At 50.5% G+C, this 26,969-nt stretch carries 26 protein-coding genes; 23 read left to right on the top strand and 3 right to left on the bottom strand.

The genetic code is table 11. The annotated features are described in order from the left end of the window. Positions 1–319: 319 nt before the first annotated feature. The 7 genes from dtd to J7E85_RS24110 all read left to right on the top strand — a co-directional run bounded on the left by dtd (position 320) and on the right by J7E85_RS24110 (position 9,372). Positions 320–763, top strand: coding sequence for a D-aminoacyl-tRNA deacylase (gene dtd / locus J7E85_RS24140; protein ID WP_076320444.1), 444 nt, complete (start codon positions 320–322; stop codon positions 761–763). A 500-nt stretch (positions 764–1,263) separates the two neighbouring features. Continuing rightward, a complete protein-coding gene (locus tag J7E85_RS24135) occupies positions 1,264–1,770 on the top strand; it encodes a type 1 glutamine amidotransferase domain-containing protein (RefSeq protein WP_215162285.1) in 507 nt (168 codons plus the stop codon). Positions 1,771–1,852: 82 nt separating this feature from the next. Then, a complete protein-coding gene (locus J7E85_RS24130; protein WP_076320446.1) occupies positions 1,853–2,308 on the top strand; it encodes a hypothetical protein in 456 nt (151 codons plus the stop codon). A gap of 719 nt (positions 2,309–3,027) precedes the next feature. Continuing rightward, complete coding sequence (gene hisS, locus J7E85_RS24125) at positions 3,028–4,281, top strand: histidine--tRNA ligase (RefSeq protein ID WP_215162283.1); 1,254 nt, start codon at positions 3,028–3,030, stop codon at positions 4,279–4,281. A gap of 46 nt (positions 4,282–4,327) precedes the next feature. Beyond that, positions 4,328–6,103, top strand: a complete 1,776-nt coding sequence (gene aspS, locus J7E85_RS24120) for an aspartate--tRNA ligase (RefSeq protein WP_076320448.1) — start codon at positions 4,328–4,330, stop codon at positions 6,101–6,103. A gap of 35 nt (positions 6,104–6,138) precedes the next feature. Beyond that, complete coding sequence (locus J7E85_RS24115) at positions 6,139–6,894, top strand: tRNA threonylcarbamoyladenosine dehydratase (RefSeq protein ID WP_098742591.1); 756 nt, start codon at positions 6,139–6,141, stop codon at positions 6,892–6,894. A gap of 300 nt (positions 6,895–7,194) precedes the next feature. Beyond that, entirely contained in the window at positions 7,195–9,372 is a 2,178-nt protein-coding gene (locus tag J7E85_RS24110) for a HelD family protein (protein ID WP_215162277.1), read from the top strand. Positions 9,373–9,480: 108 nt separating this feature from the next. Here J7E85_RS24110 and J7E85_RS34655 read toward each other — a convergent pair whose 3' ends face one another. Together J7E85_RS34655 and J7E85_RS24105 are read right to left on the bottom strand one after the other, a co-directional pair. After that, positions 9,481–9,609 (bottom strand): hypothetical protein, encoded by a 129-nt coding sequence (locus J7E85_RS34655; RefSeq protein WP_285228847.1) that lies wholly within the window; start codon positions 9,607–9,609, stop codon positions 9,481–9,483. Then, a complete protein-coding gene (locus J7E85_RS24105) occupies positions 9,606–9,914 on the bottom strand; it encodes a hypothetical protein (protein WP_215162269.1) in 309 nt (102 codons plus the stop codon). Before J7E85_RS24105 ends, J7E85_RS34655 begins: the two co-directional genes overlap by 4 nt. A 247-nt stretch (positions 9,915–10,161) precedes the next feature. Between J7E85_RS24105 and J7E85_RS24100 the strand changes: the two genes are divergently transcribed. From J7E85_RS24100 to nrdG, 4 genes are all read left to right on the top strand, one after another. Next, positions 10,162–11,469, top strand: a complete 1,308-nt coding sequence (locus J7E85_RS24100) for a replication-associated recombination protein A (RefSeq protein ID WP_215162262.1) — start codon at positions 10,162–10,164, stop codon at positions 11,467–11,469. 56 nt (positions 11,470–11,525) lie between these two features. Beyond that, a complete protein-coding gene (locus tag J7E85_RS24095; RefSeq protein ID WP_215162260.1) occupies positions 11,526–12,065 on the top strand; it encodes a PCYCGC domain-containing protein in 540 nt (179 codons plus the stop codon). Positions 12,066–12,297: 232 nt separating this feature from the next. Then, a complete protein-coding gene (locus J7E85_RS24090) occupies positions 12,298–14,526 on the top strand; it encodes an anaerobic ribonucleoside triphosphate reductase (protein ID WP_215162258.1) in 2,229 nt (742 codons plus the stop codon). After that, positions 14,523–15,026, top strand: a complete 504-nt coding sequence (gene nrdG / locus J7E85_RS24085) for an anaerobic ribonucleoside-triphosphate reductase activating protein (protein ID WP_215162256.1) — start codon at positions 14,523–14,525, stop codon at positions 15,024–15,026. The genes J7E85_RS24090 and nrdG overlap by 4 nt, the downstream gene beginning before the upstream one ends. A gap of 74 nt (positions 15,027–15,100) precedes the next feature. Here nrdG and mnmA read toward each other — a convergent pair whose 3' ends face one another. Further along, on the bottom strand, positions 15,101–16,210 hold the full coding sequence (gene mnmA / locus J7E85_RS24080) for a tRNA 2-thiouridine(34) synthase MnmA (RefSeq protein ID WP_215162354.1): 1,110 nt from the start codon (positions 16,208–16,210) through the stop codon (positions 15,101–15,103). A gap of 299 nt (positions 16,211–16,509) precedes the next feature. On the opposite strand from mnmA, the gene cymR reads away from it, so the two are divergent. The 12 genes from cymR (at position 16,510) to J7E85_RS24020 (ending at position 26,961) form a co-directional block, all read left to right on the top strand. Next, on the top strand, positions 16,510–16,929 hold the full coding sequence (gene cymR, locus J7E85_RS24075) for a cysteine metabolism transcriptional regulator CymR (RefSeq protein ID WP_009592789.1): 420 nt from the start codon (positions 16,510–16,512) through the stop codon (positions 16,927–16,929). 13 nt (positions 16,930–16,942) lie between these two features. Continuing rightward, complete coding sequence (locus J7E85_RS24070; RefSeq protein WP_215162254.1) at positions 16,943–18,088, top strand: cysteine desulfurase family protein; 1,146 nt, start codon at positions 16,943–16,945, stop codon at positions 18,086–18,088. A 141-nt stretch (positions 18,089–18,229) separates the two neighbouring features. Next, positions 18,230–18,751, top strand: a complete 522-nt coding sequence (locus J7E85_RS24065) for a PRC-barrel domain-containing protein (protein ID WP_215162252.1) — start codon at positions 18,230–18,232, stop codon at positions 18,749–18,751. Between the two features lie 11 nt (positions 18,752–18,762). Further along, positions 18,763–18,972, top strand: a complete 210-nt coding sequence (locus J7E85_RS24060; RefSeq protein WP_071222775.1) for a hypothetical protein — start codon at positions 18,763–18,765, stop codon at positions 18,970–18,972. A 156-nt stretch (positions 18,973–19,128) separates the two neighbouring features. Continuing rightward, a complete protein-coding gene (locus J7E85_RS24055; RefSeq protein ID WP_215162250.1) occupies positions 19,129–20,196 on the top strand; it encodes an AI-2E family transporter in 1,068 nt (355 codons plus the stop codon). A 419-nt stretch (positions 20,197–20,615) separates the two neighbouring features. After that, positions 20,616–23,243, top strand: a complete 2,628-nt coding sequence (gene alaS / locus J7E85_RS24050; RefSeq protein ID WP_215162248.1) for an alanine--tRNA ligase — start codon at positions 20,616–20,618, stop codon at positions 23,241–23,243. Between the two features lie 217 nt (positions 23,244–23,460). Beyond that, positions 23,461–23,721, top strand: a complete 261-nt coding sequence (locus tag J7E85_RS24045; RefSeq protein WP_006208869.1) for an IreB family regulatory phosphoprotein — start codon at positions 23,461–23,463, stop codon at positions 23,719–23,721. Positions 23,722–23,733: 12 nt separating this feature from the next. After that, positions 23,734–24,147 carry a Holliday junction resolvase RuvX gene (gene ruvX / locus J7E85_RS24040; protein ID WP_215162246.1) on the top strand — a complete coding sequence of 138 codons (414 nt, stop codon included), beginning with the start codon at positions 23,734–23,736 and terminating at the stop codon, positions 24,145–24,147. 17 nt (positions 24,148–24,164) lie between these two features. Further along, complete coding sequence (locus tag J7E85_RS24035) at positions 24,165–24,467, top strand: DUF1292 domain-containing protein (protein WP_076320459.1); 303 nt, start codon at positions 24,165–24,167, stop codon at positions 24,465–24,467. Further along, positions 24,467–24,778 carry a DUF1292 domain-containing protein gene (locus tag J7E85_RS24030; RefSeq protein ID WP_215162244.1) on the top strand — a complete coding sequence of 104 codons (312 nt, stop codon included), beginning with the start codon at positions 24,467–24,469 and terminating at the stop codon, positions 24,776–24,778. The genes J7E85_RS24035 and J7E85_RS24030 overlap by 1 nt, the downstream gene beginning before the upstream one ends. Positions 24,779–24,872: 94 nt before the next feature. Then, complete coding sequence (mltG, locus tag J7E85_RS24025) at positions 24,873–25,916, top strand: endolytic transglycosylase MltG (protein ID WP_215162352.1); 1,044 nt, start codon at positions 24,873–24,875, stop codon at positions 25,914–25,916. A gap of 112 nt (positions 25,917–26,028) precedes the next feature. Beyond that, positions 26,029–26,961: a peptidase U32 family protein gene (locus J7E85_RS24020; protein WP_215162242.1), complete on the top strand. Its 933-nt coding sequence runs from the start codon at positions 26,029–26,031 to the stop codon at positions 26,959–26,961. Positions 26,962–26,969 lie beyond the last annotated feature (8 nt).

Genomic DNA, 26,969 nt, shown 5'->3' with positions numbered 1-26,969 from the left:
GGGTTTCATGGACATGGACAGTCTCGGATGATTATACGAATGCGGTCTGTTATCCTGCGGGAGACAGGCCGTTTTATTTTAAGATATCAGAGTATAGACTTCGGAGGATATGCTGCCTGATATCGCAAGAAAACTACCGATAAACGCGGTCTGTCTTCTTAGAGAGTACATCGATAGACATTTTTCTTAAGATATCAGAGTATAGACTTCGGAGGATATGCTGCCTGATATCGCAAGAAAAACTCCGATAAATGCGGTCTGTCTTCTTAGAGAGTACATCGATAGACATTTTTCTTATGGAAAAGAAGGAGCTAAACCTATGAGAGTGGTTATTCAAAGATGTAAGCATGCGCAAGTTACGGTTGACAATGAAATCGTAGGCAAGATTGAAGCGGGATTGATGGTGCTGGTAGGTGTGACGCATGAGGATGAAGAGAAGGATGCCAAATACCTTGCCGAGAAGGTTGCGGGGCTGCGAATTTTTGAGGATGAGGATGGAAAAATGAATTTTAGCGTCCAGGACGTAGGCGGAGCCATTCTGTCGGTATCCCAGTTTACGCTCTATGGCGACACCCGCAAGGGAAAACGTCCGAACTTCATGGCCGCCGCCAAACCGGATGAAGCGAATGCACTCTACGAATCGTTTAACCGCGAGCTCTTAGCGAAGGGGTTGCAGGTTGAGACCGGGGTATTCGGAGCAATGATGGACGTGTCGCTAACCAATTGGGGACCGGTAACCCTGATCATTGACAGCAGATCCTAAATGGTGAAAAAAGACGGGCAGCATGCATCATATTGGAGAGATGGGGCATCCTGAGTGGATAATCACTTGTTAGGTATTCACACAACAAAAGGAGCTGTGTTCGTTATGCGTCAACCTCCCAAATTTTCCATATGGAGCAGTTTGCCTACAATGGTCGGGTCCGGAGACATAAGGGAAGCAGCGAGCACAGAACGCATGGTTACGGCTTCGGAAGATCCTGTACAACTCATCAGCATAAAGGGGAATGTGCGGAAGCAGCTGCCGAGATCGTAGAACTAAATAGGATAGCGTGTTGAGTCACTTCCGGTACTACATAGCAGAGCCTGAGAACATTTCAGGCTCCTTTTTAATTCACTCATAAGTCGGAAGTCCTAACAATCCCTGTTATGACTTGTAACTAAATGGTGTAGATCATGGGGCTTCCGTTCATTCCGCTGTTATAAAAAGGGCATTCCAGGGTAATAACAAATCGAGGACAATCATGAAAGGAGATATGCCAGATGAGTAAAGTTGCATTTCTACTAGCTGACCAATTCGAAGATTCCGAGATGAAAACTCCTTATGATGCCGTGAAGGAAGCGGGGCATCAAGCTGATATTATTGGATTGAAACAAGGACAAGAGGTAAAGGGTAAACAGGGCAAGGCATCGTATACAACGGATAAAGCCATTGCCGACGTCGATATAAACGATTATGATGCGGTGGTTATTCCAGGCGGCTCTTCTCCGGAAAATTTGCGTCTGGATTCCCATATATTGCAGTTTGTTGCATCAGCGGACAAGGCAGGCAAACCGATAGCCTCAATATGCCATGGGCCGCAAATTCTGGCAAGTGCCGACCTGCTGAAGGGACGTACGATTACTTCCTATCCTCCGCTTCAGGATGACATGGTAAACGCCGGCGCAAACTTTAAGGATGAGGAAGTCGTCGTGGATCGCAACTTCATTACTTCCCGGACGCCGAAAGACGAGCCGGCCTTCGTGCGTGAGCTGTTAAAGGCATTGTAAGAAGAGAGTAGCTGTATGCTGTATGGTTGTCCATGTTATACCGGTTTTTCAAACAAGTGGGTTGAAAAAAGGAGGAATGGACATGTCTAGACAAATTCAAGCTTATTTCAGAACGGAAGACGACGCTGAAGGCGCAAGGACGAGGCTGTTAACGTATAACACAGAGCAGTTGGAGGTGGGACAGCTTCAGGATCCGGTTCGAGGTGGAGGCAATATCCTCGTGCCGCTGGTGCCATGGGGTAATTCCGGCACGGGTGGAGCAACTGCAGGGGCTACAACGATGGGAGCTCCAGGCGGAGTCGTCGGGGCTCCGGGGGTCATCGTGGGCTCACGGGATGCCGATGACAGCCGCGATATAGCGCAAGATCGGCCGCACGGCGATGACACGCTGGGCGACGCATGGCGCGAAGCGGATGTGACGGACCGGGACTATGATGATCTGAGATATACGCTGTCCGTTAAGGTAAGGGACGAGGATTACGATCAGATCGTACATGATTTGCGGGCGAATAACGCTTATGTGGAGCGATTTGATTAATTGACGGAAAATGCCTGACAGGCGTTTGGATTCCCTAAGAAGTTGGAGATTATCATTGGTATAGGGCATATTCATTAGTACACAAAAGGGCTGTTCCGCAGATGGAGCAGCCTTTTGCGGTTCATTTATTAAAAGCGCTTTCTCGCTTGTAACATAACTGTAATGTTTGTTCAATGTTCCTTTAATATTCCCTGTTTATAATAACAGCATGACCCCCTTTTTTATATAATATATGTTTTGGACCTACAACGTGGTTTGTAGGTTTTTTTCTTTTTTTGGGCAATTTCTACAAAGTTTCTTGACTTTAGTGTGGTAGTTCATTAGAATCTAAAAATATAATGTTTTGGGTATACTATATTTATGAATAATGGATTTCATGACGGGAACAAGTACTCCATCCCCACAAGACCAGAGAAGAATCCCTTGGCTGTAAGGATTCGCTTGATGAGTGGACGAATGACCTCCCCGAGAACAGACGGCGAAGCAAGCACCGGTTGACCGGTGGGATAGACAGTAGCCGAACTGCGCGACCGGGCGTTAAACGGATGAAGCGGATGATTGAACGCACTGATTTATGGTGTGTCGACGCCGGAATGTGGGTGGTACCACGGGTGATTATATGAATATCTCTCGTCCCTGTTGTCTTAAGACAGCGGGGCGGGAGATTTTTTAGTTTTCACGACTTTTTGCGAAATGACTCCTTAGGAAGAGGGATGAAGATGGCAAACGAGAAATTCGAGAAACCGACAGGCACGCAGGACATCCTGCCAGGTGCCGTCGAGAAATGGCAGTTTATCGAGGAGAAGGCACGGGATTTGTGCCGGAGATACAACTACCGCGAAATTCGCACACCGATCTTTGAACAGACCGAGTTGTTCAAACGCGGGGTGGGCGAAACCACCGACATCGTAGAAAAGGAAATGTATACGTTCAGGGATAAAGGCGATCGCAGCATGACCCTCCGTCCAGAAGGAACGGCAGGCGTCGTCCGGGCTTACGTGCAAAACAAGCTGTATGGAGAGCCTGACGTCACGAAGCTGTACTACATGGGCCCCATGTTCCGCTACGAGCGTCCACAGGCGGGACGCTACCGCCAGTTCCACCAGTTCGGCGTAGAGGTGTTCGGGACTGCAGATCCGGCTATTGATGCTGAGGTGATTGCGCTGGGTTACAGCTTCTACAAGGAGCTTGGGCTGAACGGCGTAAAAGCGGAGATTAACTCCGTAGGGACGCCAGAGGTACGGGCGGCTTACCGAAGTAGATTACTTGCTTTCCTGGAACCGATGAAAGAGAGCCTATGCTCGGATTGCCAGTCACGCATGGAACGCAACCCGCTGCGCGTGCTGGATTGCAAGAAGGACCAAGGGAAGTTCGGTGATGCGCCTTCGATTCTGGACAGCCTGGATGAGGAATGCAGCACGCATTTTGAGAAAGTAAAAGGGTACCTGGACGCCATGGGCATCGAGTATGAGATCAATCCAAGACTTGTGCGGGGATTGGACTATTATACGCATACCGCATTTGAATTCAAGGCCCAGGGCATCGGCGCAATTGATACCGTAGGCGGCGGCGGACGGTTCAACGGACTGGTCGATCAGATCGGCGGACCGGATCAGCCGGGCATCGGGTTCGGGATTGGTCTTGAGCGAATCCTATTGATCCTGGAGCATCAAGCTGTTAATCTGTCAGCCGCCAAGCCGCTGGATGTCTATCTGGTGGCGCTGGGTGAAGCCGCCGAGCAGGAAGTGGCAAAATTGATCTACGAACTGCGGAGCAATGGCGTAGCAGCCGAACGTGATTACCTCGGCCGGAAAATGAAAGCCCAGATGAAATCCGCCGACCGTCTGCAAGCTCGTTATACCGCCATTTTGGGTGATGACGAACTGGCGCGCGGAGAAATTGCCCTGAAGTCGATGGAAACCGGCGAACAGCGTACAGTTAAATTGGATCGTCTGGTACAAGAATTGGTTTAATCGTCGCATGAAGCGACTTAATAATATTAAAGGGGAATGATAAACGATGAAAAGGACGCATCAATGCGGTCACCTGACAACCGCGAACATTGGAGAAACTGTAACACTGAACGGCTGGGTGCAGACCCGCCGCGACTTGGGCGGCGTGCTGTTCATCGATCTTCGCGATCGCAGCGGCATCATGCAAATCGTATTTAACCCGGATTTCTCCGGCGAAGCTTTGGCTGTTGCCGATAAGGTCCGCAGCGAATTCGTCGTGGCCGTATCCGGTAAAGTTGTAAAGCGTGATCCTGAAACGTTCAACGCGAACCTGCCTACTGGCGAAATCGAAGTCCAAGTGACAAGCATTGAAGTGCTGAATGCAGCCAAAACACCTCCGTTCTTTATCGAAGACGGCGTGGAAGTGGATGAGCAGCTTCGCTTGAAATATCGATATCTGGACCTGCGTCGTCCAGAGATGCAAAAAACGCTGATGCTGCGCTCCAAAGCGTCTAAAGTATTCCGCGACTTCCTCGACGACGAGGGCTTTGTGGATGTGGAAACGCCGATTCTGACCAAGAGCTCGCCGGAAGGCGCCCGCGACTATCTCGTACCGAGCCGTGTGCACGCAGGTGAATTCTTTGCACTTCCACAATCTCCGCAAATTTACAAGCAGCTCCTCATGGTGAGCGGGCTTGAACGTTACTACCAAATTGCACGCTGTTTCCGTGACGAAGACTTGCGGGCTGACCGTCAGCCTGAGTTTACCCAGGTCGACATCGAGACGTCCTTCATGGAACGCGACGACCTGCTGAACATGATGGAGCAGCTAATGGTGAAGTTATTCAAGGAAACCATCGGCGTTGAACTTGCAACGCCATTCCAGCGTATCAGTTATGCCGATGCGATGGGCAAATACGGCTCCGATAAACCGGATCTTCGCTTCGGTTTGGAATTGATCGAAATGAACGATATCGTTGCTAACAGCGGGGTCAAAGTATTCTCTTCCGTTATTGAAAAAGGCGGCGAAGTGAAGTGTTTGAACGCTAAAGGTTGCGGGACTTGGACACGTAAGGAAATTGACGATCTGGGGCCATATGCAGCCCGTTACGGAGCGAAGGGGCTTGCTTGGATTCAAGTGAAAGAAGGCGAGTTCAAAGGACCTATCGTGAAATTCTTCAGCGAGCAGGAAATTGAAGCGGTAAGAGAACGTACGGGAGCCGAAGATGGCGACTTGCTGCTGTTCTCCGCAGACAATAAAAAAGTGGTTGCCGATGTCCTGGGCGCACTCCGCTTGAAAATCGGACGCCAGCTTGGCCTGATCAACGACAACGAGTACAAGTTTGCTTGGGTGCTGGACTTCCCGCTGTTCAGCTATGATGAAGAGGCGAAGCGCTATGTGGCCGAGCATCATCCGTTCACCCGTCCAAAAGACGAAGATCTGGAATTGATGGATACGGATCCGCTTGCCGTGCGTGCGGAAGCTTATGACATCGTTCTGAATGGATACGAAGTAGGCGGCGGTTCCATGCGGATTTTCAAACGCGAGATCCAAGAGAAAATGTTTGCGGCTCTTGGTATGTCGCCGGAAGTGGCGCACGACAAATTCGGTTATCTTATGGACGCATTTGAGTACGGCACTCCTCCACATGGCGGAATCGCCTTTGGGTTGGACCGTTTGGTGATGCTGCTTGCCGGACGCACGAACCTGCGTGAAACGATTGCGTTCCCGAAAACGGCAAGCGCAACAGATCTGTTGATGGACGCTCCTTCCCAGGTGGACGGGGGACAGTTGGAGCAGCTGCATATCAAACTCGCCAAGAAGCCGGGCGACGAGAAATAAGTCCGTTGTTCTTGATAAAGGAGGTTGCTTGAATTATGCTGCACCAATTTTCCCGTACGGAATTAGCCATTGGTCCTGAGGGCCTTGAAGTGATGAAGAACAGCACGGTAGCCGTGCTGGGTATCGGCGGCGTGGGAGGCATTGCGGTGGAAGCCCTCGCCCGTTCCGGGGTAGGCCGTATCATTCTGATCGACAAAGACGTTGTGGATATCACCAACATCAATCGGCAGATCCATGCCTTAACGACCACGGTAGGTCAGAAGAAAGCAGACCTGATGGTTGAACGTGTCAAACTGATCAATCCGGAATGTGAAGCGATCGCCCTGAACATGTTCTACACCGAAGAGACGTATGAAGAGTTGTTTAAATTCGATCTGGATTATGTGATTGATGCGTCGGATACGATTATTTATAAAGTACATCTGATCAAGGAATGCCTGCGGCGCGGGATTCCGATCATCTCCAGCATGGGGGCAGCCAACAAAATGGACCCCACGAAGTTCCAGGTAGCCGACATCTCCAAAACGTCCATGGATCCGATTGCCCGTATTGTACGCACCAAGCTGCGCAAAGACGGCATCAAGAAAGGGGTCAAGGTCGTATTCTCTCTAGAGGAGCCGATGAAACCCCGCCAGGATGTTACGGAGAAGATCGTACCCGAGAATGCCCCTGAAATCCGGAAGGCGAAGCAGCCGCCGGCAAGCAATGCATTCGTTCCGCCAGTGGCCGGACTGATTATGGTCAGCGTAACGGTGAGAGAACTGCTCGAAAAAGGCGGCGTCTCGTTGTAACGATCCAGTAAAACTCGGATTGAGAAAACCATAGACAAACGGAAGGCAGGACGAAACGCGCCTTCGATCAAAACATAGAGTGGTTAATAAAACGCAGTGTCCAAAGCAATGGACGCTGCGTTTTTTATGGTCATCGACGAAGCGGTTATAAATGGCAAACCAGCACCATGGATTTCCTGTGACAGTGCTTTGCTAGTATATCCGGTCCAGTTGTGCTACAATAAAACTCCTTTTTGTGTCACGGCCCTTAAAGCCAGACTTTCGATGCGGAAAAATATGTTTCTTAGGAGGTAACTGAAAGTGTCAGAATCTTTTCAAAGTGCCTATCAAGAAGAAGAGTCAAGGCTAAACGAGGTAATCGTTGAAATTGACCGTCAGCTTGAACGTTTGCGCGGCATTCCGGTATACACGGGCCATGATTTTACGGAGCAGGTGCTCGAAGCAGGACGGGAAGAGAAACGGCAGGCCCTCACCAAAAGTTTGCCGGAGCCTTACTTCGGAAGGCTGGATTTTCAAGAGAGCGGAACCGGAGCGAAGAAACCGCTCTACATTGGGAAGATCGGCTTCGATAAGGAAGATGCCGGGGATCATCCGATGGTGATCGATTGGCGAGCTCCGGTCGCGAGTCTTTTTTATTCGTTTACGGGCGGTACCGATCCGGCATCGTTCGAAGCACCCGAAGGAATTATCGAGGGGCTGGTATATTTAAAACGCAACGTTGTGATCCGAAAGCAAATTTTGGAACGGGTATCGGATACGTACAATCGGGAAAGCGGCGGACCTGCCGTATCCGATGAGTTTCTGGTCTACCGTCTCGGAGAGAACAAGGATAACCGGCTGCGCGATATCGTATCTACGATCCAAGCCGAGCAGGACAAAATCATCCGGGCTGCCAAAAATACCGCACTCATCATCCAAGGGGTGGCGGGAAGTGGAAAAACGACGGTGGCGCTGCATCGGCTGGCTTATTTGCTCTATCAGTACAAGGAGCAGGTCACCGCGGAGAAAATGATCATATTCGCACCCAACCTGATGTTTCTGGATTACATATCCGACGTGCTGCCTGAGCTTGGAGTTGGCGATATACAGCAGCGTACCTTTGGCGATTGGGCAGCAGAGCTGCTCGATATTCAGCTCGCTTCGGATGATCATGCACAAACGCTTCATCAATGGTTCGAGACAGAGCCGGGTCAGGGAACCCCGGATATTGACGATAATGTCAGCGGGCGCTATAAAGGCTCATTGAGACTGATGGAGATCATTAGGCGCTGCGTGGAGGCTATCGAAACCGAGGCTCTACCGGACGGAGACTTCTCTCCATGGGACGGGGCCGTACTGGAACAGGAGACGATCGCGGAATGGTTCTACCAGGAGTATAAACCGTATCCACTGGCCAAACGGAAGGAACGGCTGCTTGCCAGATTGCACCGCTGGGTCGAGATGGAACTGAAGAAATCGCCATCAGCGGCCGTGATGAAAGAACGGAAGAAAAAAGCGGCTCAACGAGAAAAGGCTTATGCGAACCGATGGCCGAAATTTGAGCCGGTCTCATTATATAAACAATTGTTTGGTGCGGCAAAGGCGACCGGAACGATGTTTGAAGAGCTAACCGCTCTGATTCCGTCCGAGGTGCTCGCGGCAACGCGTAAAGATCTGAAGAAAAACGTGGTCCGCGAAGAGGATTTGCCTGCCCTGCTGTATTTCCACTGTTTGCTGAATGAAATTACCGGTGAGCAGCGCTTTGACCACATCGTCATTGATGAGGCTCAGGATTTCTCGCCATTTCAGGTAGCTGTGCTGGACCTGTTCGTAAGAGGACATTCTTTCACCATATTAGGTGATTTGTCGCAGGGCATTCATGCCTATCGGGGCGTTCATGCGTGGGAGGAAATGAGCTCCTTGTTTAAGGAAGAGGAAACAGCTTATTTTGCGTTGACACGCAGCTACCGCTCGACGATGGAGATCATCGAATTTGCGAACGGCATTTTGGAGAAGGGTGTCAGCAGCGATCTGCTCGCCGTACCCGTATTCCGAAGCGGCGATGCCGTTCGCCTCATTCCTTATAATTCGGAGAAATCCAGAACGAGAGATTTGGAACGGGCGATGGAGGCACTCATCGCTAAGGAATATCGGACGGTAGCCATTCTCACCCGAACCTTGCGGGAAGCGCAAGAGCTGCATGAACAATTAATTGCTGCATGGCCGATGCTGAATCTGATCGATGGCAGCAAAGGGACGTATCAGGGTGGTTACTCCGTGCTTCCTGTTTATTTGTCTAAAGGGCTTGAGTTCGATGCGGTTGTGGTGGCGGATGCAGATCGGAGTCATTACGCGGAAAAAGCTTGGGATGCCAAGCTGATGTACGTCGGCTGCACCCGGGCACTGCATGAGCTGTGGCTGCTGCATGGTGAAGCGCGCCCTTCTTATGTGACGGCAGACGCTTCAGATATTACAGCCATCGGCTGGCCCGCGGAGTAAGATAGGATTGTGTTACTAAGCGCGAAGAGGAAAGAACGGAAAATGTCCCGTGGGATGGTACATGTCTGCATGTGCTTGTCTCTGCGGGGCTTTTTGCTGTGCCCGTGCTTAACCAAGCATTTGGTAGGAAGAACCAAGGTTATCGATATACCGGATCAAAGTCCAAACGGCGAGAATGGAGAGTGCAGCTGCCAAGATGATGTAGAGGGTCATTTTTCGCATAGGTTTTCGTTTCAATTCAAACCTCCCTTCGAGCTCTCATGGTCTAACGAGATTTCGTCTTCCTCACTGCGGATGCCCTGTTTATACTCATAGAGAATAATGGAGGAACGGATGAAGGCATACAGGCCGATAAGGAACTGCAAAATAAGGATGGTATGCAGCAGGTTTATCGCCAGCCTCTCATCGTCGAGGTATTCCGGCCCAAATATTTCTTTTAATCGATTGTTATGATTAACATGGGTATAGAGTCCAAGTAAACTGATCCCCATATTCATAGCCCCTCTAGATAAATTGCGTTTGGACTTCTTGCGAGTCGTCATAGCCACTCTCCTTAGATAAGGCTTCTCTATAATTTCCTATAATTAAGTAACGCTCCGGAAAGATAAAAGTTGGTTATCATGTTAAACGAGCAGCGAATATCGATGAATATCCGAACCACTAGCGTGGCTGTTCAAAGGCAAAGGCTTGCTACAGGCATGACAAAATTGAATATGGTATGATAGAGTGTGACGGATTTGATTGAAACCGGCTTATCTTTGCATTGATATCAGACAAGGAAGTGTAGTTATGGATTTATTCAGTATCGGGCGTGAAGGGGACCGGGATTCCAGGCTGCTGGCCGATCGGATGCGCCCTTCGTCGCTGGATGAATATATAGGACAAGAACAGATTATCGGACCGGGCAAACTGCTCAGACGTGCCATAGAAGCAGACCAGGTCTCTTCCATTTTATTGTACGGCCCGCCGGGGTGCGGCAAAACAACGCTGGCGCATATTATCTCCCAGCAAACGAAGGGGTACTTCGTTCGGCTAAATGCGGTGGAAGCCTCGGTTAAGGACGTCAGGGAAGTCATTGAGCAAGCCCAGAGCAACCGCAGCCTGTACAGCACCAAAACGATCCTGTTTCTGGATGAGGTTCATCGCTTTAACAGTTCAAGACAGGACGCGCTGCTGCCTGCCGTGGAGAACGGCACGATTATATTTATCGGCGCGACGACAGAGAATCCCTTTCATTACGTAAATGGGGCCTTGATGAGCCGTTCAACCTTGTTCCAGCTTGAGCCGCTGACTAAGAATCATTCCATGATCGCTATGCAGCGCGCGTTATCCGATCCAGATAAAGGACTTGGATTCATGGATCTCCAGGCAGACGAGGAAGCATTGGAGCATATTGCAACCATGGCGAACGGCGATATCCGCCGTGCTCTGAACGCCCTCGAATTAGCAGCTATGACCACGCCCCCGGATGAAAGCGGCAGGGTTCATATTACGCTCGAAGTGGCCGAGGAATCGATACGCAAGCCGCTCGTCAAGGCGGACGAGTCCACGCAGTATGACGTGCTGTCTGCCTTCCATAAAAGCATTCGAGGTTCCAGTGATGCGGCCTTGTACTGGTTCCTGTATGCGGTCGAAAAGCTAGGGATGGACCCGATGGTGTTCATCCGCCGCTTGATTGCTGCCAGCAGCGAGGATATCGGGCTGGCTAATCCGCAAGCGATGGTGCAGGCGGTGAGCGCACTGGATGCCTACCGGAATAACGGCTGGCCGGAAGCCAAGCTGAACATTGCCCAGGCGATTCTGTTTGCGGTGGAGAGCCCCAAATCGGATGGCGTTGTGACCGCCATATCCCGGGCGATGTCCGCCATGGATGAAGTGAAATCGGCAGAGGTTCCGCTTCATCTCCGTGATGCGCATTACTCGGGGGCGGTGAAGCTGGGACATGTCGGCTACAAGTACCCGCACGATTATCCAGGCCATTACGTGAAGCAGGAATATTTGCCGAAGGAGCTCTCCCGCCGGGTGTTCTATCAGGCGACGGAGCAGGGGAACGAAGCCAAGATCGCACACAATCAGCGATTACGACGCGAAGAATAGGGTCGTACAGCGATAACTGATTTACGGCCGCTAGTTTAGTTAAATGGAGGAAACGAATGATGAAAACAGGGAAACAACGGTTTGTCATCCTGCTGCTGTCCGCTGGTCTTATGCTGAGCGGTTGTTCGGGGAAAAACGCCCAGGAACAGGTCGAAAGTGGACAGGCAACCGAGGCAGCGCATGAGCACGGACATCAGACGCAGCTGGCCAACGGGGATATTCAGGAGGCGACGGCTTCGATTGATGAGCTGCCTACCTTCTTGAAGAGCCAGACCAGCGAGCTGCAAACGATCTATGCCTTGTCCGCGCAGGTCAGTGATGTCCTGAAATACATCCCTTGTTATTGCGGCTGCGGGGACAGTGCCGGTCATGAGAGCAACCTGAATTGTTTTATTGATGAGATCCAGGAGGACGGCACCGTCGTGTGGGACGATCATGGCACTCGCTGCGGGGTGTGTTTGGACATTGCCGTGGAATCTGCCAAAATGAGCAGCGAGGGCAAGAGCCTGACGGATATTCGGACCGCAATCGATGAGAAATACAGCACAGGCTATGCGAAGCCGACACCAACTCCAATGCCGCCCGCCGAAAGTTAATTCTACTGTAGATAAGCAAGAAGGTACCCGATGTGATCGATGGATCACTCGAGTGCCTTTTTTCTGTTGGGTATAAGGCCCTGAAGGCTGTTTTTAGGAATCGCCTGATCCGTTTCTCAGACTGACCGCCGTGATCTATCTCACAGCATTAAACTATATATGGATGTAAATTTATAAAACGAAACTATATATAGTGTGTTGATGATCTAAGGAGAAGGAGTTGATCGATTTCATGAAAGTCATGAAGAGAGACGGGTGCCTGGTGAATTTTGAGATAAACCGGATTGTGAATGCAGTGGATAAAGCGTTTATAGCCGTTGAGGGTGTGTCCCGCATGGAGGCTTCCCTGCAGATTGGCGATGCGGTTGTTCGTGCCACCGCGGAGATGGAGCAGGTGAGTGTGGAGGAAATTCAGGATATTGTTGTCGAGCATTTGCAAAATACAGGTTATGCAGAGGCTGCGGCAGCTTATCAACATTACAGGGAAACCCGTGACCTGGAGCGGATGCGGCGGGGAGAGCTTTACAAGATCAGCACGGATGTGATTGGGGTAACGAATCTGGATCTGCTGCGGGAGAATGCGAATCTGAACGGGGAATCCTTCAGCGGAAAAATGAGTCGGATCGGCTCCGAGTACGCCAAATGGATGGCAAGCAAATTCATCCTCCCTGGAGATCTCATGAGAGCGGTGAGGGATGGTTATGTGTATGTGCACGACCTGGACCAGTATGCACTCGGAACAACGAACTGCATTTTCATTCCGTTTGACCGACTATTGGCCAAGGGATTCAATACCGGTAACGGATCGGTCAGGCCGCCGCAGAGCATCATGACCGCGATGGCGCTGGTGGCCATCATTTTTCAATCCCAGCAGAACAGTCAATTTGGCGGCGTGTCCGGAAATAAAATCGATTGGGATCTGGCCCCGTATGTCGGCAAATCGTTTCGTCGGCATTTTCGCAAAGGGCTGGCCTACTTCGGAGAGGTGGAGGACAATAGACCCGGTGCACGAGTTCTTCTGGATAACGAATTATACATAGACAATGAGCAGTTGAAAGAAATTTATCCGCGAATATATCACTATGCATATAACGAAACGGTGAATGAAGTAAAGCAGGCCGCGGAATCCCTGATCCACAATCTAAACACGATGAGCAGCCGGGCCGGTGGGCAGATCCCCTTTACATCGCTGAACTATGGCATGTGCATGTCAACCGAAGGGAGGCTGGTGTCCCACGCTCTGCTGGATGCCACGATGAGAGGGCTCGGCGGGGGAGAGACGCCGATATTTCCGCAGCATATTTTCCAGTGCAAGCAGGGGATTAACCAGGCGGAAGGGGAGCCCAACTACGATCTGTTCCTGAAAGCTGTTGAGTGCTCCAGCCGCAGGCTCTACCCGAATTTTGTCAACGTGGATGCATCGTTTAATCTGGTTTACTATAACCCGGACGAACCAGACACGATTATTGCCACCATGGGCTGCAGGACCCGGACGATTTCAGACCGGTTCGGGCGAAACCGTCTAAGCGGCAAAGGCAATTTATCCTTTAATACGATCAATCTGGTTCGTCTCGGCATTGAGCATGGCATTATCGAAGGCAAACGGGATATGCCGGACCTGAACCTTTTCTACGAGCAGCTGGATCAGTATTTGACGATTGCGGTAGAGGGTTTGATTCATCGTTACGAGCTGCAGGCCGACCAACCGGCCAAAGCGTCCGATTTTATGATGCGAGAAGGCGTGTGGGAAGGCGGCGAGGCACTGGGACCGGAGGATAAGGTTCGCGAGCTCATCAAGCACGGAACCCTTGCGCTTGGATTTATCGGGTTGGCAGAATGCTTGAAGGCGTTAACCGGGCTGCATCACGGAGAAGATGAGACCAGCCGCGGTCTGGGAATCGAGATCATCCGGCATATGCGTCAGTTTTGCGATGCAGCCAGTGAAAGATATAACCTGAACATTACGTTATTTGCCACGCCGGCAGAAGGGTTATCGGGGAAATTCACGAAGCTGGATCGGCAAACCTTTGGTGTAATCGAGGGTGTCACAGATCGCGAGTATTATACGAACTCGTTTCATATTCCGGTGTATTATCCGATGGCCGCGTACCGCAAAATCCGTTCCGAGGCTCCTTTCCATGAGCTGTGTAATGCAGGAGCGATTTCGTATGTGGAGCTGGACGGCAATGCCCGGCAGAATACGGCTGCTTTTCGGGACATCGTACAGTTTGCCCTGCAGCAGAACATTGGATATTTCTCCGTAAACCATCCTGTCGATCGTTGCCCGGCATGCAATTACGAAGGAATCATCGGAAGCTCTTGCCCTGGATGCGGAGCCTCTGAGGCGGATGGAAACTTTCAGCGGCTGCGCAGGGTGACGGGATACTTAACGGGCAATTATACGGAGCGCTTCAATTCAGCTAAGCAGGCTGAGGTCAGGGATCGGGTGAAGCATCTGTGAATGTGTGCGGATATATCCCCGAGAGCATTAATGAAGGCCCAGGAGTTCGGGCAGTTCTATTCGTGAGCGGCTGCCGTCATGCCTGCGCCGGATGTTTTAATACGGATTCCTGGGACTTTGAAGCGGGGGAGCCGTTTACAGAAGAACTGTCCGCGTCCATACTGCAGGATATCAGCGACAACCCTTTGCTGGATGGTGTGACCTTATGCGGTGGGGACCCGTTCTTCTCGCCGGAGGAGTCCGCGGCGTTTGTACGCAAGCTCAGGACCCTTTGTCCCGGGAAAAGTGTTTGGGCCTACACGGGTTTCACCTTTGAAGCGCTGATGAGGCAGCCAAAGCTGCGCGAATTGGCGAGTCAATGCGATGTTATCGTGGATGGCAAATTTCAGGTGGGGCTAAGGGATGTCTCGCTACCCTTTCGAGGCAGCTCGAATCAGCGCTTAGTTGACGTAGCCGCCAGCCTAGAACGGGGAGTAACGGTAGAATATGTTCTTCGCTAGCACGTAAAAAAAAGAGCACACACTTTACGGAAACTTCCGTGTTCAGTGTGTGCTCTTCGCATTAAGGCCGCGGATTAATAAGGTACTTTATCCGCTGTTTCGATCGTTCCCCCGCCAAGGCATTCGTCCCCTTGGTAGAAGACGACGGCTTGTCCTGGCGTGATTGCTTTTTGCGGCTTGGCAAAGGCGACATGAACGGTTCCATCTTCGCGCGGAGTTATCGTTACCTCTTGATCCGGCTGACGGTAGCGGAATTTCGCGGTGCAGGTAAAGGCGTCTTTGGGCATAGCGTCTTGTCCTGCAATCCAGTTAATTCCGGAGGCAACGAGTCCGGTTGAATACAAACTCGGATGATCGCCTTGAACAACGTACAGAATATTGTTAGTTAAATCCTTGTCGGCAACAAACCAAGGCTCTCCGGAGCCTGAGCCGCCAATGCCAAGACCTTGGCGTTGTCCCAGCGTGTAGTACATCAAGCCATCATGGCGGCCTTTCACTTCACCGGTGACAATGTCCACCATATCACCGGATTGGGCGGGGAGGTACTGTCCAAGAAATTCTTTGAAATTCCGTTCGCCGATGAAGCAAACGCCGGTGCTGTCTTTTTTCTTGGCGGTATACAGTCCGGCTTCCTCAGCGAGTCGGCGAACTTCCGGTTTCGGCAGATGCCCGATCGGGAACATTGCTTTGGAGAGCTGCTCTTGGCTCAGCGCATTAAGGAAGTAGGTTTGATCCTTGTTGCTGTCGACGCCGCGCAGCAGCCGGTACTGTCCGTCCTCCTCGATGACGCGGGCGTAATGGCCGGTAGCCACATAGTCGGCTCCCAGATCCATGGCCTTATTCAGAAATTCACCGAATTTGATTTCACGGTTGCACATGACATCGGGGTTCGGCGTTCTCCCGGCTTTATATTCATCGAGGAAATAGGAAAATACTTTATCAAAGTATTCCTTCTCGAAATTGACGGTATAGTAGGGAATCTCGAGCTGCTCGCACACGCGGCGCACGTCTTCAGCGTCCGCTTCAGCTGTGCAGTAGCCAAGCTCATCGGTGTCATCCCAGTTTTTCATAAAGATGCCGATCACTTCATAGCCCTGCTGCTTGAGCAGGAGTGCTGTTACGGAGGAGTCGACTCCTCCCGACATGCCGACAACGATACGAGTGTTATGGTTTTCTTTTGACATCGTTATCACCATTTTCATATTGAATTGTGCCCATGGAGGTATTTTAACATATTGGAACAAGGTTCACACGTTTCATTTTGTCCACTCAGCGTGAACATTTTTCCGGTTTCGGGCTGGAATATTACCCATTGAGGTCCAGGATATGTTACCATAAGCTGAGGGTAATGATCGGAATACGGAGAAAAATACAGGATAAGCTGATCCACGCTTAGATTACGCCGTATTTGTCGCTAAACCCGCCACCTACAATTCATGTACAGGATGGACATAATATACAAATTACCGAAAGAGGTGTCACCTTGAAGATATCAACAAAAGGAAGATACGGATTAACGATTATGATGGAGCTGGCGGCCAGGTTTGGTGAAGGGCCGACTTCGCTGAAGAGCATTGCCGAGAAGAATCAGCTGTCGGAACATTATCTTGAGCAGCTGATCGCACCGCTGCGAAATGCTGGACTGGTCAAAAGCATCCGTGGTGCTTACGGAGGATATATCCTTTCCCGTGATCCGGCCTCTATAACGGCAGGAGATGTAATCCGCGTGCTGGAAGGACCGATATCCCCTGTGGACTTCACGGAAGAGGACGATCCGGCGAAGCGGGATCTATGGCTTCGTATCCGCGACAGCATTGCTGAAGTGCTCGATTCCACTACGCTGGACTATCTGATCAACTATCATGAACAGTCTGCTGCAGACAACTATATGTTCTATATATAAGGGTGAGACGGATATGAAATCAGTATATTTGGATCATGCCGCATCAACCCCGGTCCATCCGGAGGTTGCTGAGCGGATGATGAATGTGATGACAAGCCAATACGGCAATGCTTCAAGCGTTCATGCTTTTGGACGGGAAGCGAAGAAGATCGTCAACGGGGCGCGTGATCGAATTGCGTCCCTTTTGGGATGCCAATCGGACGAGCTGGTTTTCACCGCAGGCGGCACCGAAAGCGATAATTTGGCTATACTGGGATTGCTGGAGTCGCTTGGTGTGAAGGGCAAGCATGTGATTACGTCAGCAGTTGAACACCATGCGGTGCTTCATACATGCCATGAGCTGGAACGACGGGGCTGTGAAATTACCTATGTCCCCGTCGATTCTACTGGGCGTGTCTCTGTGGAGGACATTGCGGGGGCGATTCAGGACAACACGGTGCTGGTCACCATCATGTATGGCAACAATGAAGTAGGCACCGTTCAGCCGATCATCGAAATCGGCGAGCTCTGCCGCAGCCGGGGCATCGTGTTTCATACCGATGCTGTTCAGGCATTGGGATCGGAGGCGATCAACTGCCGCGAGCTGCCGGTGGATATGTGGAGTTTTTCCGCCCACAAAATCAACGGACCCCAAGGCGTCGGAGCATTGGTTGTCCGCAGAGGACTCAGCGTATCTCCACGTCTGTTTGGAGGGCTGCAGGAGAAGAAACGCCGTGCCGGAACAGAGAATATGGCCGGCATCGCCGGTTTTGCGGCAGCAGTGGAATGGACCGTTAAGAATATGGAGACGCGTATCCGGCATTATCGCAAGCTGAGATCGACGCTGCTTGAAGGGCTTCATCAGGAGATTGGCGAGGATGCTTTTGTGATCAACGGAAATTCGGAACATTATCTACCTCACATCCTAAATATCAGCTTTCCCGGTGCCAATACGGAGACGATGCTGATGAACCTCGATATGGAAGGAATTGCGGCGGCAAGCGGTTCGGCTTGTACGTCGGGATCTCTGGAAATATCCCATGTACTCCAAGCAATGAAACTTTCCGATCCTGTTTTGCGCTCCGCGATTCGTTTTAGTTTCGGTTTGGGTAATACTACTCAAGAAATGGAGCACACTGCCCAAAAAATTGGAACCATCCTTAATCGGTTACGTAAATAGATGTTAAGGGATTTCTCCTTCTAGAGAATAGGGGGTATGCGTTCGTCCATTTCATCCTTGGAAATTGCCCGTTTTGGCTCACGAAATGTTGACCGGCGGCTGATTTCAAACCATGAAGGATGAGGAGGTGTCCACTGCAGTATGAAACTTCAAGAAATGATTGGACTGGCTGTATTCGACGTGGAGAACGGTAAGGAAATCGGCAAAATCCACGATTTTATACTAGATGAGAACTGGTTGATTACCGGGTTGGAGCTGGAAGGCAAGGCTTTGTTTTCCTCGCATGTGAAAAGCGTCTCATGGGAAGATATCGTAGCATACGGGGAAGATGCCGTCATGATCCGGAGCCAAGAGGCTGTCCGCAAGGTGGGCGCCAATGATATACCGCTTACGTTCCTTTTGGGCAAGCGCAAACTGAAAGAGATGCAGGTCTTGACAGAGGATGGTATCCTGCTCGGACGTATATCGGATGTTTATTTTGAGCAGGAACAGGGCAATACAATACTAGGGTTGGAAATATCCGATGGATTTGTCTCGGATTTGATCGAAGGTCGCAAATGGCTGCCTTGCACAGCGGAAATGACTATCGGCGAAAGTGCCGTTATGGTACCCCCGATGAGCGAACAGCGTCTGGAAAAAGCCATTAATTCTGTGAACGGATAGGGTGAGGTAGGATGAAATGTCCAAACTGTAGTTCCAAAGATATCGGGAAAATCGGCTCCCACCAGTTTTATTGCTGGGGTTGCTTTATCGAATTGACAGTCAACGGAGAGAAAATGTCCGTATACCAGGTAGAAGAGGATGGTACGCTCAGCTCGCTGGATGATTTGTTCTTCGGTGATGAAATGCAGCCGGATTTCCCTCCTATGCACGCGTCTTCCTAAGAACGCGTACATATAGTTAGATAACGACTCCTTGCTGAAGGTCTATATGGCTGAGCAGCAGGGAGTCTTTTTCATGTTGGCCTGCGGAATGTTAGTTTATTTCTGGAAGCTTGTACATATACTACAGGGTAGCTTTCGAAAAAGGAGGGTGCCTGTGTGGAACAGCTGACCGAGAACAAATGGTTTCGATTGTTGGTATGGTTAATGCTTGGACTCATCTCTCTTTACTTTGTCTGGCTGCTGCGTCCGCTGTTTCTGGATGTCTATCGATTTCTCAAGGCTGTCCTGGCGCCATTTCTGGTTGCCATGATCATATCTTATGTGCTCAATCCGGTAGTATGCATGCTCTCCGACCGTAAAGTTCCGCGTAGCATGGCGGTGCTGCTCATCTACGCTGTCTTTCTGACGTCACTTACCGTCATTCTGATCAATATGATTCCGATGCTGATCCGGCAGCTGGAGGAGCTCAACGAGCATTTGCCTGAATTATCGATGAACGCCCAGAGCCTGATGACCAATCTGGACAGCAGGCTGCTGCCCCCGGGAGTAAGGACAGGCGTCAACAGCTGGTTCTTGCAGATGGAATCGAGGCTGGCCGGGGGGATTTCGGATTTCATGGACAATATCGGCAACACCATCAACATCCTGTTTAATGTGTTAATTGTTCCGTTCCTGATCTTCTACATATTAAAAGATTTTGAGGTGTTCCAGCGAACCGCCGTATCCTATCTGCCGCGGAGCCGCCGCAAGTCGATTGTCACGCTGCTGAAAGAGATCGATATGGCCCTCGGGAATTACGTCCGCGGGCAATTCCTGGTATGCTTAATTATCGGCGTACTGGCTTATGTGGGGTACATGATCGTGGGTATGCCGTACGCGCTGCTGCTGGCAAGCATCGTGGCGGTGTTTAACATCATTCCCTATTTGGGCCCCTTTCTCGGCGCGGCTCCAGCGCTTGTGATGGCATCTACGATTTCCTGGAAAATGGTGCTGCTGGTGGCGGTGGTTAATATGGTCTGCCAAACGCTGGAGAGCAATGTCATCTCGCCGCAAGTGGTGGGCAAGAAGCTGCATATGCATCCGCTCCTGATCATATTTGCACTCCTTGTCGGTGGACAGGTGGCAGGAACCGTGGGCTTAATTTTGGCTGTTCCTGTCTTTGCCGTCATCAAAGTGCTGCTGCAGCATTTTTTCGCCTATTATGTCAGAAGGAAATCCGGCTGAAGGCTCCAGTCTCAGCTGCAATGCTCATGCATTGACAGATAGTTTCACCCTAGATATACTTGAAATAATAAACCTATAACCGTACAAATCGATGAGAAAATCCAGTAGGCTTTGTGTACCTTGCCCAGAGAACAGGTTCCTGCCCGGACAATTTCCGGCTGGCTGCGAGAACCTGGAAGCGAACCTAAGCCGAATGCTAATTTTTGAGTGTGATTCAAATTCACCGGGTGGCTCCCGTTATCCAGCTGTTACGAGGCGATCGTTACATATGTTATTCCAGGAGGATCCTGCTGGAGGATGTATGGACGATAACCAGGGTGGTACCGCGAGAACATCGTCCCTGAATTCAATTCAGGGGCGTTTTTTGTGTTCGAATACAAGTGGTTCGGACCTATATTACGACTGGAGGAAGTGTAGAGATGAAAGCTAGTGAAATCCGTTCCAAATGGCTAGAGTTTTTTGCAGAGAAAGGCCACAATATTGAGCCAAGTGCATCGCTTGTTCCGCACAATGACCCGTCCCTGCTTTGGATTAATGCAGGCATGGCTCCGCTTAAGCCTTATTTTGACGGGCGTGTGAAGCCGGAAAATCCGAGAATTGCGAACTCGCAGAAATGTATTCGGACCAATGATATTGAGAATGTCGGCAAAACCCGTCGTCACCATACGTTCTTCGAAATGTTGGGCAACTTCTCCATCGGGGACTACTTTAAAGAAGAAGTTATCACCTGGGCCTGGGAGTTCCTGACGGACAAGAAATGGATTGGCTTCGATCCGGAGAAGCTGTCCGTTACCGTGTATCCGGAAGACGAGGAAGCCTACAAACTGTGGAACGAAAAAATCGGTCTCCCGAAGGAACGCATCATTAAGCTGCAGGAAAACTTTTGGGATATCGGCGAAGGACCTTGCGGACCTTGTACCGAGATTTTCTATGATCGCGGTGAAGGATACGACACGGATGCTCCGGAATCCGAAATGTTCCCAGGCGGTGAGAATGAACGCTGGCTCGAGGTATGGAACCTCGTATTCTCCCAGTTCAACCACAACAAGGACGGCAGCTATACACCGCTTCCGAACAAGAACATTGATACGGGTGCGGGACTCGAGCGCTTTGCTTCCATTCTGCAAGATGTGGCGTCCAACTTCGATACCGACCTGTTCCAGCCGATTATCCAGAAGACGGCAGAGCTTGCCGGCGTTAAATACAATGAAAAGACGGAATACGATATCGCGCTGAAAGTCATTGCCGACCATATCCGGACAGTTGCTTTCGCAGTAGGCGATGGCGTGCTGCCGTCCAACGAAGGCCGCGGCTATGTCATCCGTCGTTTGCTCCGCCGTGCGGTTCGTTACGGAAAGGTGCTCGGGCTGGACAAACCATTCATGTATACTTTGACCGGAACCGTAGGCGATATTATGGGAGTATACTACCCAGAGGTCGTTGAGAAGCGTGCCTTTATCGAGAAGGTCATTGCAACGGAAGAAGAACAGTTCCACAAAACGCTCTCTGACGGCTTGAACATCTTGGCAGACGTGAGCGCAGAAGCGAAGGAGCAGGGCAAATCGGTAATCAGCGGCAGCGACGCGTTCAAATTGTACGATACGTATGGCTTCCCGTTTGATTTAACGGAGGATTATGCGTCCGAGCACGGATTGACCGTGGACCGTGAAGGCTTTGATGCCGCGATGAAGGAACAGCGTGACCGTGCGCGTGCGGCCCGTCATGAAACGGAAAGCATGAAGGTCCAAGGCGGCGTTCTTTCCGATTATACGGTTAAAAGTGAATTTGTTGGATATAATGACACCGTCAGCGAGGCTAAAGTGCTCGCCATTGTTTCCGGTGACAGCTTTGCAGACAGCGTCAGTGAAGGCGAGACCTGCCAGGTCATTCTGGACATTACCCCGTTCTATGCCGAAAGCGGTGGCCAGGTCAGCGATCAGGGCATTTTGGAAGGCGGATCTGTACGTGCCCGAGTGGAAGGTCTCTTCAAGGCTCCGCATGGACAGCACGTGCATTTCGTAACCGTGGAGCTCGGCGAGCTTAAGGTGGGCGATACGGTCAAGGCGCAGGTGGATTCCGCTATGCGCAATGATATCGTTAAGAACCATACAGCCACCCACCTTTTGCATAAAGCATTGAAGGAAGTTCTGGGCGATCATGTCAATCAGGCAGGTTCGCTTGTTGAACCGCAGCGTCTGCGCTTCGACTTCTCCCATTTCGGCAGCATTACGCAGGAGGAGCTGGCCGATATTGAGCGCCGCGTGAATGAACAGGTGTGGATGAGCATTCCGGTCGTTATCGAGCGCAAGGCCATTGATGAAGCGAAGGCGATGGGTGCCATGGCATTGTTCGGAGAGAAATATGGAGATATCGTCCGTGTCGTCCAGGTCGGAGATTACAGCATCGAGCTGTGCGGCGGATGCCATGTAGGCAACACCTCCCAGATCGGAATCTTCAAGCTGCTTGGCGAGAGCGGCATCGGCTCCGGCGTTCGCCGCATTGAAGCCGTAACGGGCCGCTACGCTTATGAGCATCTGGAGGGGCAAATGGACCTGCTTAAGCAAGCCGCCGGCTTGTTGAAGAGTAATCTTGCGGACGTGCCGAAACGGATCGAGGGCCTGAACCAACAGGTGAAGGATCTTGCCCGGGAGAACGAGTCCCTGCAAGGCAAGCTCGGAGCCATTGAGGCCAGCCAGTTGACCGATAAAGTGAAGCAGGTAGGGAACACGTCGCTGCTTGCAGCTGAAGTACAGGCTGGCAGTATGGATGGACTCCGTGGCATTGCAGACGAATTGAAGGGCAAGCTGCCGGAGACGATCCTCGTACTCGGCTCCAAAGCGGGCGACAAGGTGAATTTCGTCGTAGCCGTTCCGCAGGACCTGGTGAAGCAAGGCTATCATGCCGGCAAGCTCGTTAAAGAAGTGGCTTCGATCTGCGGTGGAGGCGGCGGGGGCCGTCCGGATATGGCACAAGCGGGGGGCAAGGATGCTTCCAAACTCGCCCAGGCGCTGCAGCACGCTGAGGATCTCATAGCCCGGGGCGTGTAACAGATTTGTCCAGATTGTGTACAGCAAGCAATAGTAAGCAGGATCCAGCATTTTGCTGTACACAATCCCGAATTTTTTGGAACACTTTCTAAATATTTCGCTTTCGATTTCCGTAGAGACTTAGGATTATGTTATGATATAACTAGATCAAGCTGGTAAATATTTATTCGACGAAGCATGGTAAACATGTTCTTTGAAGAAGCGAGGTGTGTCACACATGGACTCCATGGATAAGACAGTCAAGTTCAATGTAAAAGGTGATGAAAAGGAGGCTTCCGCCCAGGACATTCTACTTTCGGTATACGATTCGCTGGTAGAGAAGGAGTACAATCCGATTAACCAAATCGTAGGGTATCTTTTGTCCGGGGATCCAGCTTATATACCTCGGCACAATAATGCCAGAAGTTTGATCCGGAAAAAAGAGCGAGATGAATTGATTGAAGAACTGGTCCGGTTCTATTTAGCCAGTCACCGTTAGGAGCACACAGGGATGAAGAAGATCATGGGATTAGATTACGGGGACCGCAGAATCGGTGTTGCCATAAGCGACGTGTTCGGATGGACGGCCCAAGGGGTTGAAGTTATCGAGCGCCGCCGTGATGAAGGCGAACTGGACAGAATTGCCACACTCGTCAAAGACAACGAGGTCGGTGAGATTGTGGTCGGCTTGCCTAAAAATATGAACGGCACGATTGGTCCGCGGGGCGAAATCTGCATGGAATTCGCAAGTACATTGCGAGAGTCCCTATCCTTACCCGTTCACCTTTGGGATGAACGGCTATCAACAGTATCCGCTGAAAGGACATTGCTTGAAGCCGATGTCAGCCGAAAGAAGCGAAAACAGGTTGTAGATAAAATGGCGGCAAGCTTGATTTTGCAAAACTACTTGGATTCTAAAAGGTAAAGGTGAGGGTGATTACAATGGCTAATGAGCATATTGGTATGGAAGAAGAACCGGAAATTATTTATATTCCCGACGATGAAGGCAACGAGGAAGAATTCGAAGTCATCATGAAATTCGAAGTGGATGGCTCGGATGCTAAATATATGATGGTCGTACCAAGGGAGTCTGCCGACGAAGAGACAGACGAGGTCTACGCCTTCCGTTATGAGGAAGACGGAGAAGACTTGAAATTGTTTATGATTGAAGATGATGAAGAATGGGCCATTGTTGAAGAAACCTTCAATACGCTCGTGGAAGAGCTGGACGGGAGAGACGAATGATGTCTGATTTTTCGGTTGAGAATATCGTATGGACCCAAGTACTTAAGGAAGCATTCGGTGAGAGTGTAGAGCTTGAGGACGAAAAAGGCCATATCGAGGTTTATGATATTGCCGCCGAATTTGAAGTGGATGGTCAAGGGTATGCTATTCTGGTTCAGCCGGATCGAACCGATGAGGAGTACGAGGTGCTCCGTATCGTCAAGGGCGAGGATGGCGGATTGCAGCTGGCAACCATTGATGACGACGAGGAATGGGAGGATGTGTCGGAGCTCTATGATGAGCTGACCTTTCCCGAAGGCGACGAGGATTAAGTTCCCTCCTACAGGAGTACATGCTTAATTTTCAAATGAAAGTTCAGGAAGGGGCGGAGCTGTCCGCCCCTTTTGGTGTGAAGGGATGAGTAGATTGAAGAAACTGGCAATAGCAGTATTGGTCCTGATCCTAGTTGCGGGCGGGGCCGTATTCTACGTATGGAATGGTTTACAGCCCGTTCACAGCTCGGAAACTCCTGTCGAATTCACCGTGGAGTCCGGCATGAGCACGTCCTCTATCGCCGATTTGCTTGAGGAAAAGGGATTGATCAAGAATGCCCTTATACTTAAAGGTTATTTAAAGCTTAGCGGGGAAGGAAGCCGTCTGATGGCAGGAACCTATGAGGCAACCCCAGGCACTCCGTTCAAGGAACTGTTGTTGAAGATGAACAAAGGCGAAGTGAAGCCCGAGGAGATGGTTCGTTTTACGATCCCTGAGGGATATACGATCCTTCAGATGGCGGAGACCATCGTTCACGAGAGCGGAATCGATGAGCAGGAATTTCTGAAGGTTGTGGATCAGACTACCGGTTGGGATGTTCCGATTGCGGGAGAAATTCCCCAAGAGGCAGACCTCAGGCATCACCTCGAGGGATACTTGTTCCCTGCGACCTATGAGTTGCCGAAGAAGGATATCACGGCAAAAGGCATTGTAGAAACCATGCTGAAAGAAACGGAGAAACGTTTGGCCGAAATTCCGGGTTGGGAGAATCAGTTAAAGGCTCGCGGCGTGACATTCCATGAACTCATGACCATCGCTTCACTGGTTGAGCGGGAAGTGGTTGCAGATCAGGAGCGTGCCCTGGTGGCCGGTGTTATTTATAATCGTTTGGAAGAGGATATGAGGCTGGAAATCGATGCAACCGTTCAATATCTATTAGATAAACCGAAGGAACGATTGCTTTATGCCGATCTGGAGGTTGAGAGCCCGTATAACACTTATCGTCAAAAGGGTTTGCCGCCTGGGCCCATCTCAAGCCCGAGCCTGGAATCCATTCAGGCTGCCCTGAATCCGGAGAAATCCGAGTATTTGTTCTATGTGACAAAGAAAGACGGTACACAAGAGCATTTGTTTGCCAAAACGTATAAAGAGCATTTGAAGAATATCGAGACCAGCAAGAAGATGGCACAACAATAATAATATTACGTGTTTAGCAATTCCCCTGATACGCTGCTGACAAGGAACAGATCCCAGCTTCGTACTCAGAAGAGTCTTGTTGAACACCCTCTAAGTAGGGAGGAATTTTTAAATGAGTATCAAATCTGAATTATTGGCGGCAGCCGGGTCCGTGGTTGATGCCGCTGCTTACCTGGAAGCGGGAGCCGATGCACTGCTCGTCGGCGAAGATCGATTCGGCATGAGATTGCCCGGCAGTCTGACATTGGACGAAATAACTCAAGTCGTTCAGCTTGCTCATGAGCGAGGAAGTAAAGTGTACGTCAGCTTGAACAACCTGATGACGAATGATTTGCTGCCTGAGCTTCCTGCCTATGTTAAGGCGCTCGGAGAGATCGGAGTAGACGCCGTGGAATTTAACGATCCATCGGTGCTCACTACCGTAAAAGAGTTGGCTCCACAGGTAAAACTTCATTGGAATGCAGAAATGACCGCCACCAACTATTCTACGGCCAATTATTGGGGAAGCAAAGGCGCATCCCGGGTTATTCTTGCGCGTGAATTAAATATGGATGAGGTAACGGACATGAAGCCGCAGCTTCAGCTGGAAGCACAGGTTCAGGTTCATGGCATGACAAACATCTATCATTCCAAGCGACGCCTGGTAAACAGCTATATGCAGCAGCAGGGCAGACCCGTGAATGAAGGCAGCCTTGGCAAGGAGCGCGGTTTGTTTCTCATTGAAGCTGAGCGTCAAGAAGAGAAGTATCCGATCTATGAGGATATCAACGGAACCCATATTATGAGTTCGGAGGATATTTGCATTCTGGAGGATCTGCATCTCTTAATGGCAGCAGGCATTGACAGCTTTAAGGTAGAGACGCTGCTGAAGCCGCGTCATTACAATGAGCTGGTGATTCGAACCTATCGGCAAGCGATTGATCTATATGCTGCAGATGCTTCAACTTATGCATTTCAGGAAGAGTGGATGGACGGAATCCGGGCTATTCAGGATCCGGAACGTGAATTGTCGTTTGGATTTTTCTATAAGGAACAAGTTTATTAAGGAGTGGA

It is taken from the genome of Paenibacillus sp. ISL-20 (assembly GCF_018613005.1).
Taxonomy (GTDB): Bacteria; Bacillota; Bacilli; order Paenibacillales; family Paenibacillaceae; genus Paenibacillus_AQ.
Note: the sequence above shows the minus strand (reverse complement) of the source record. Positions and strands in the feature narration are given on the sequence as shown.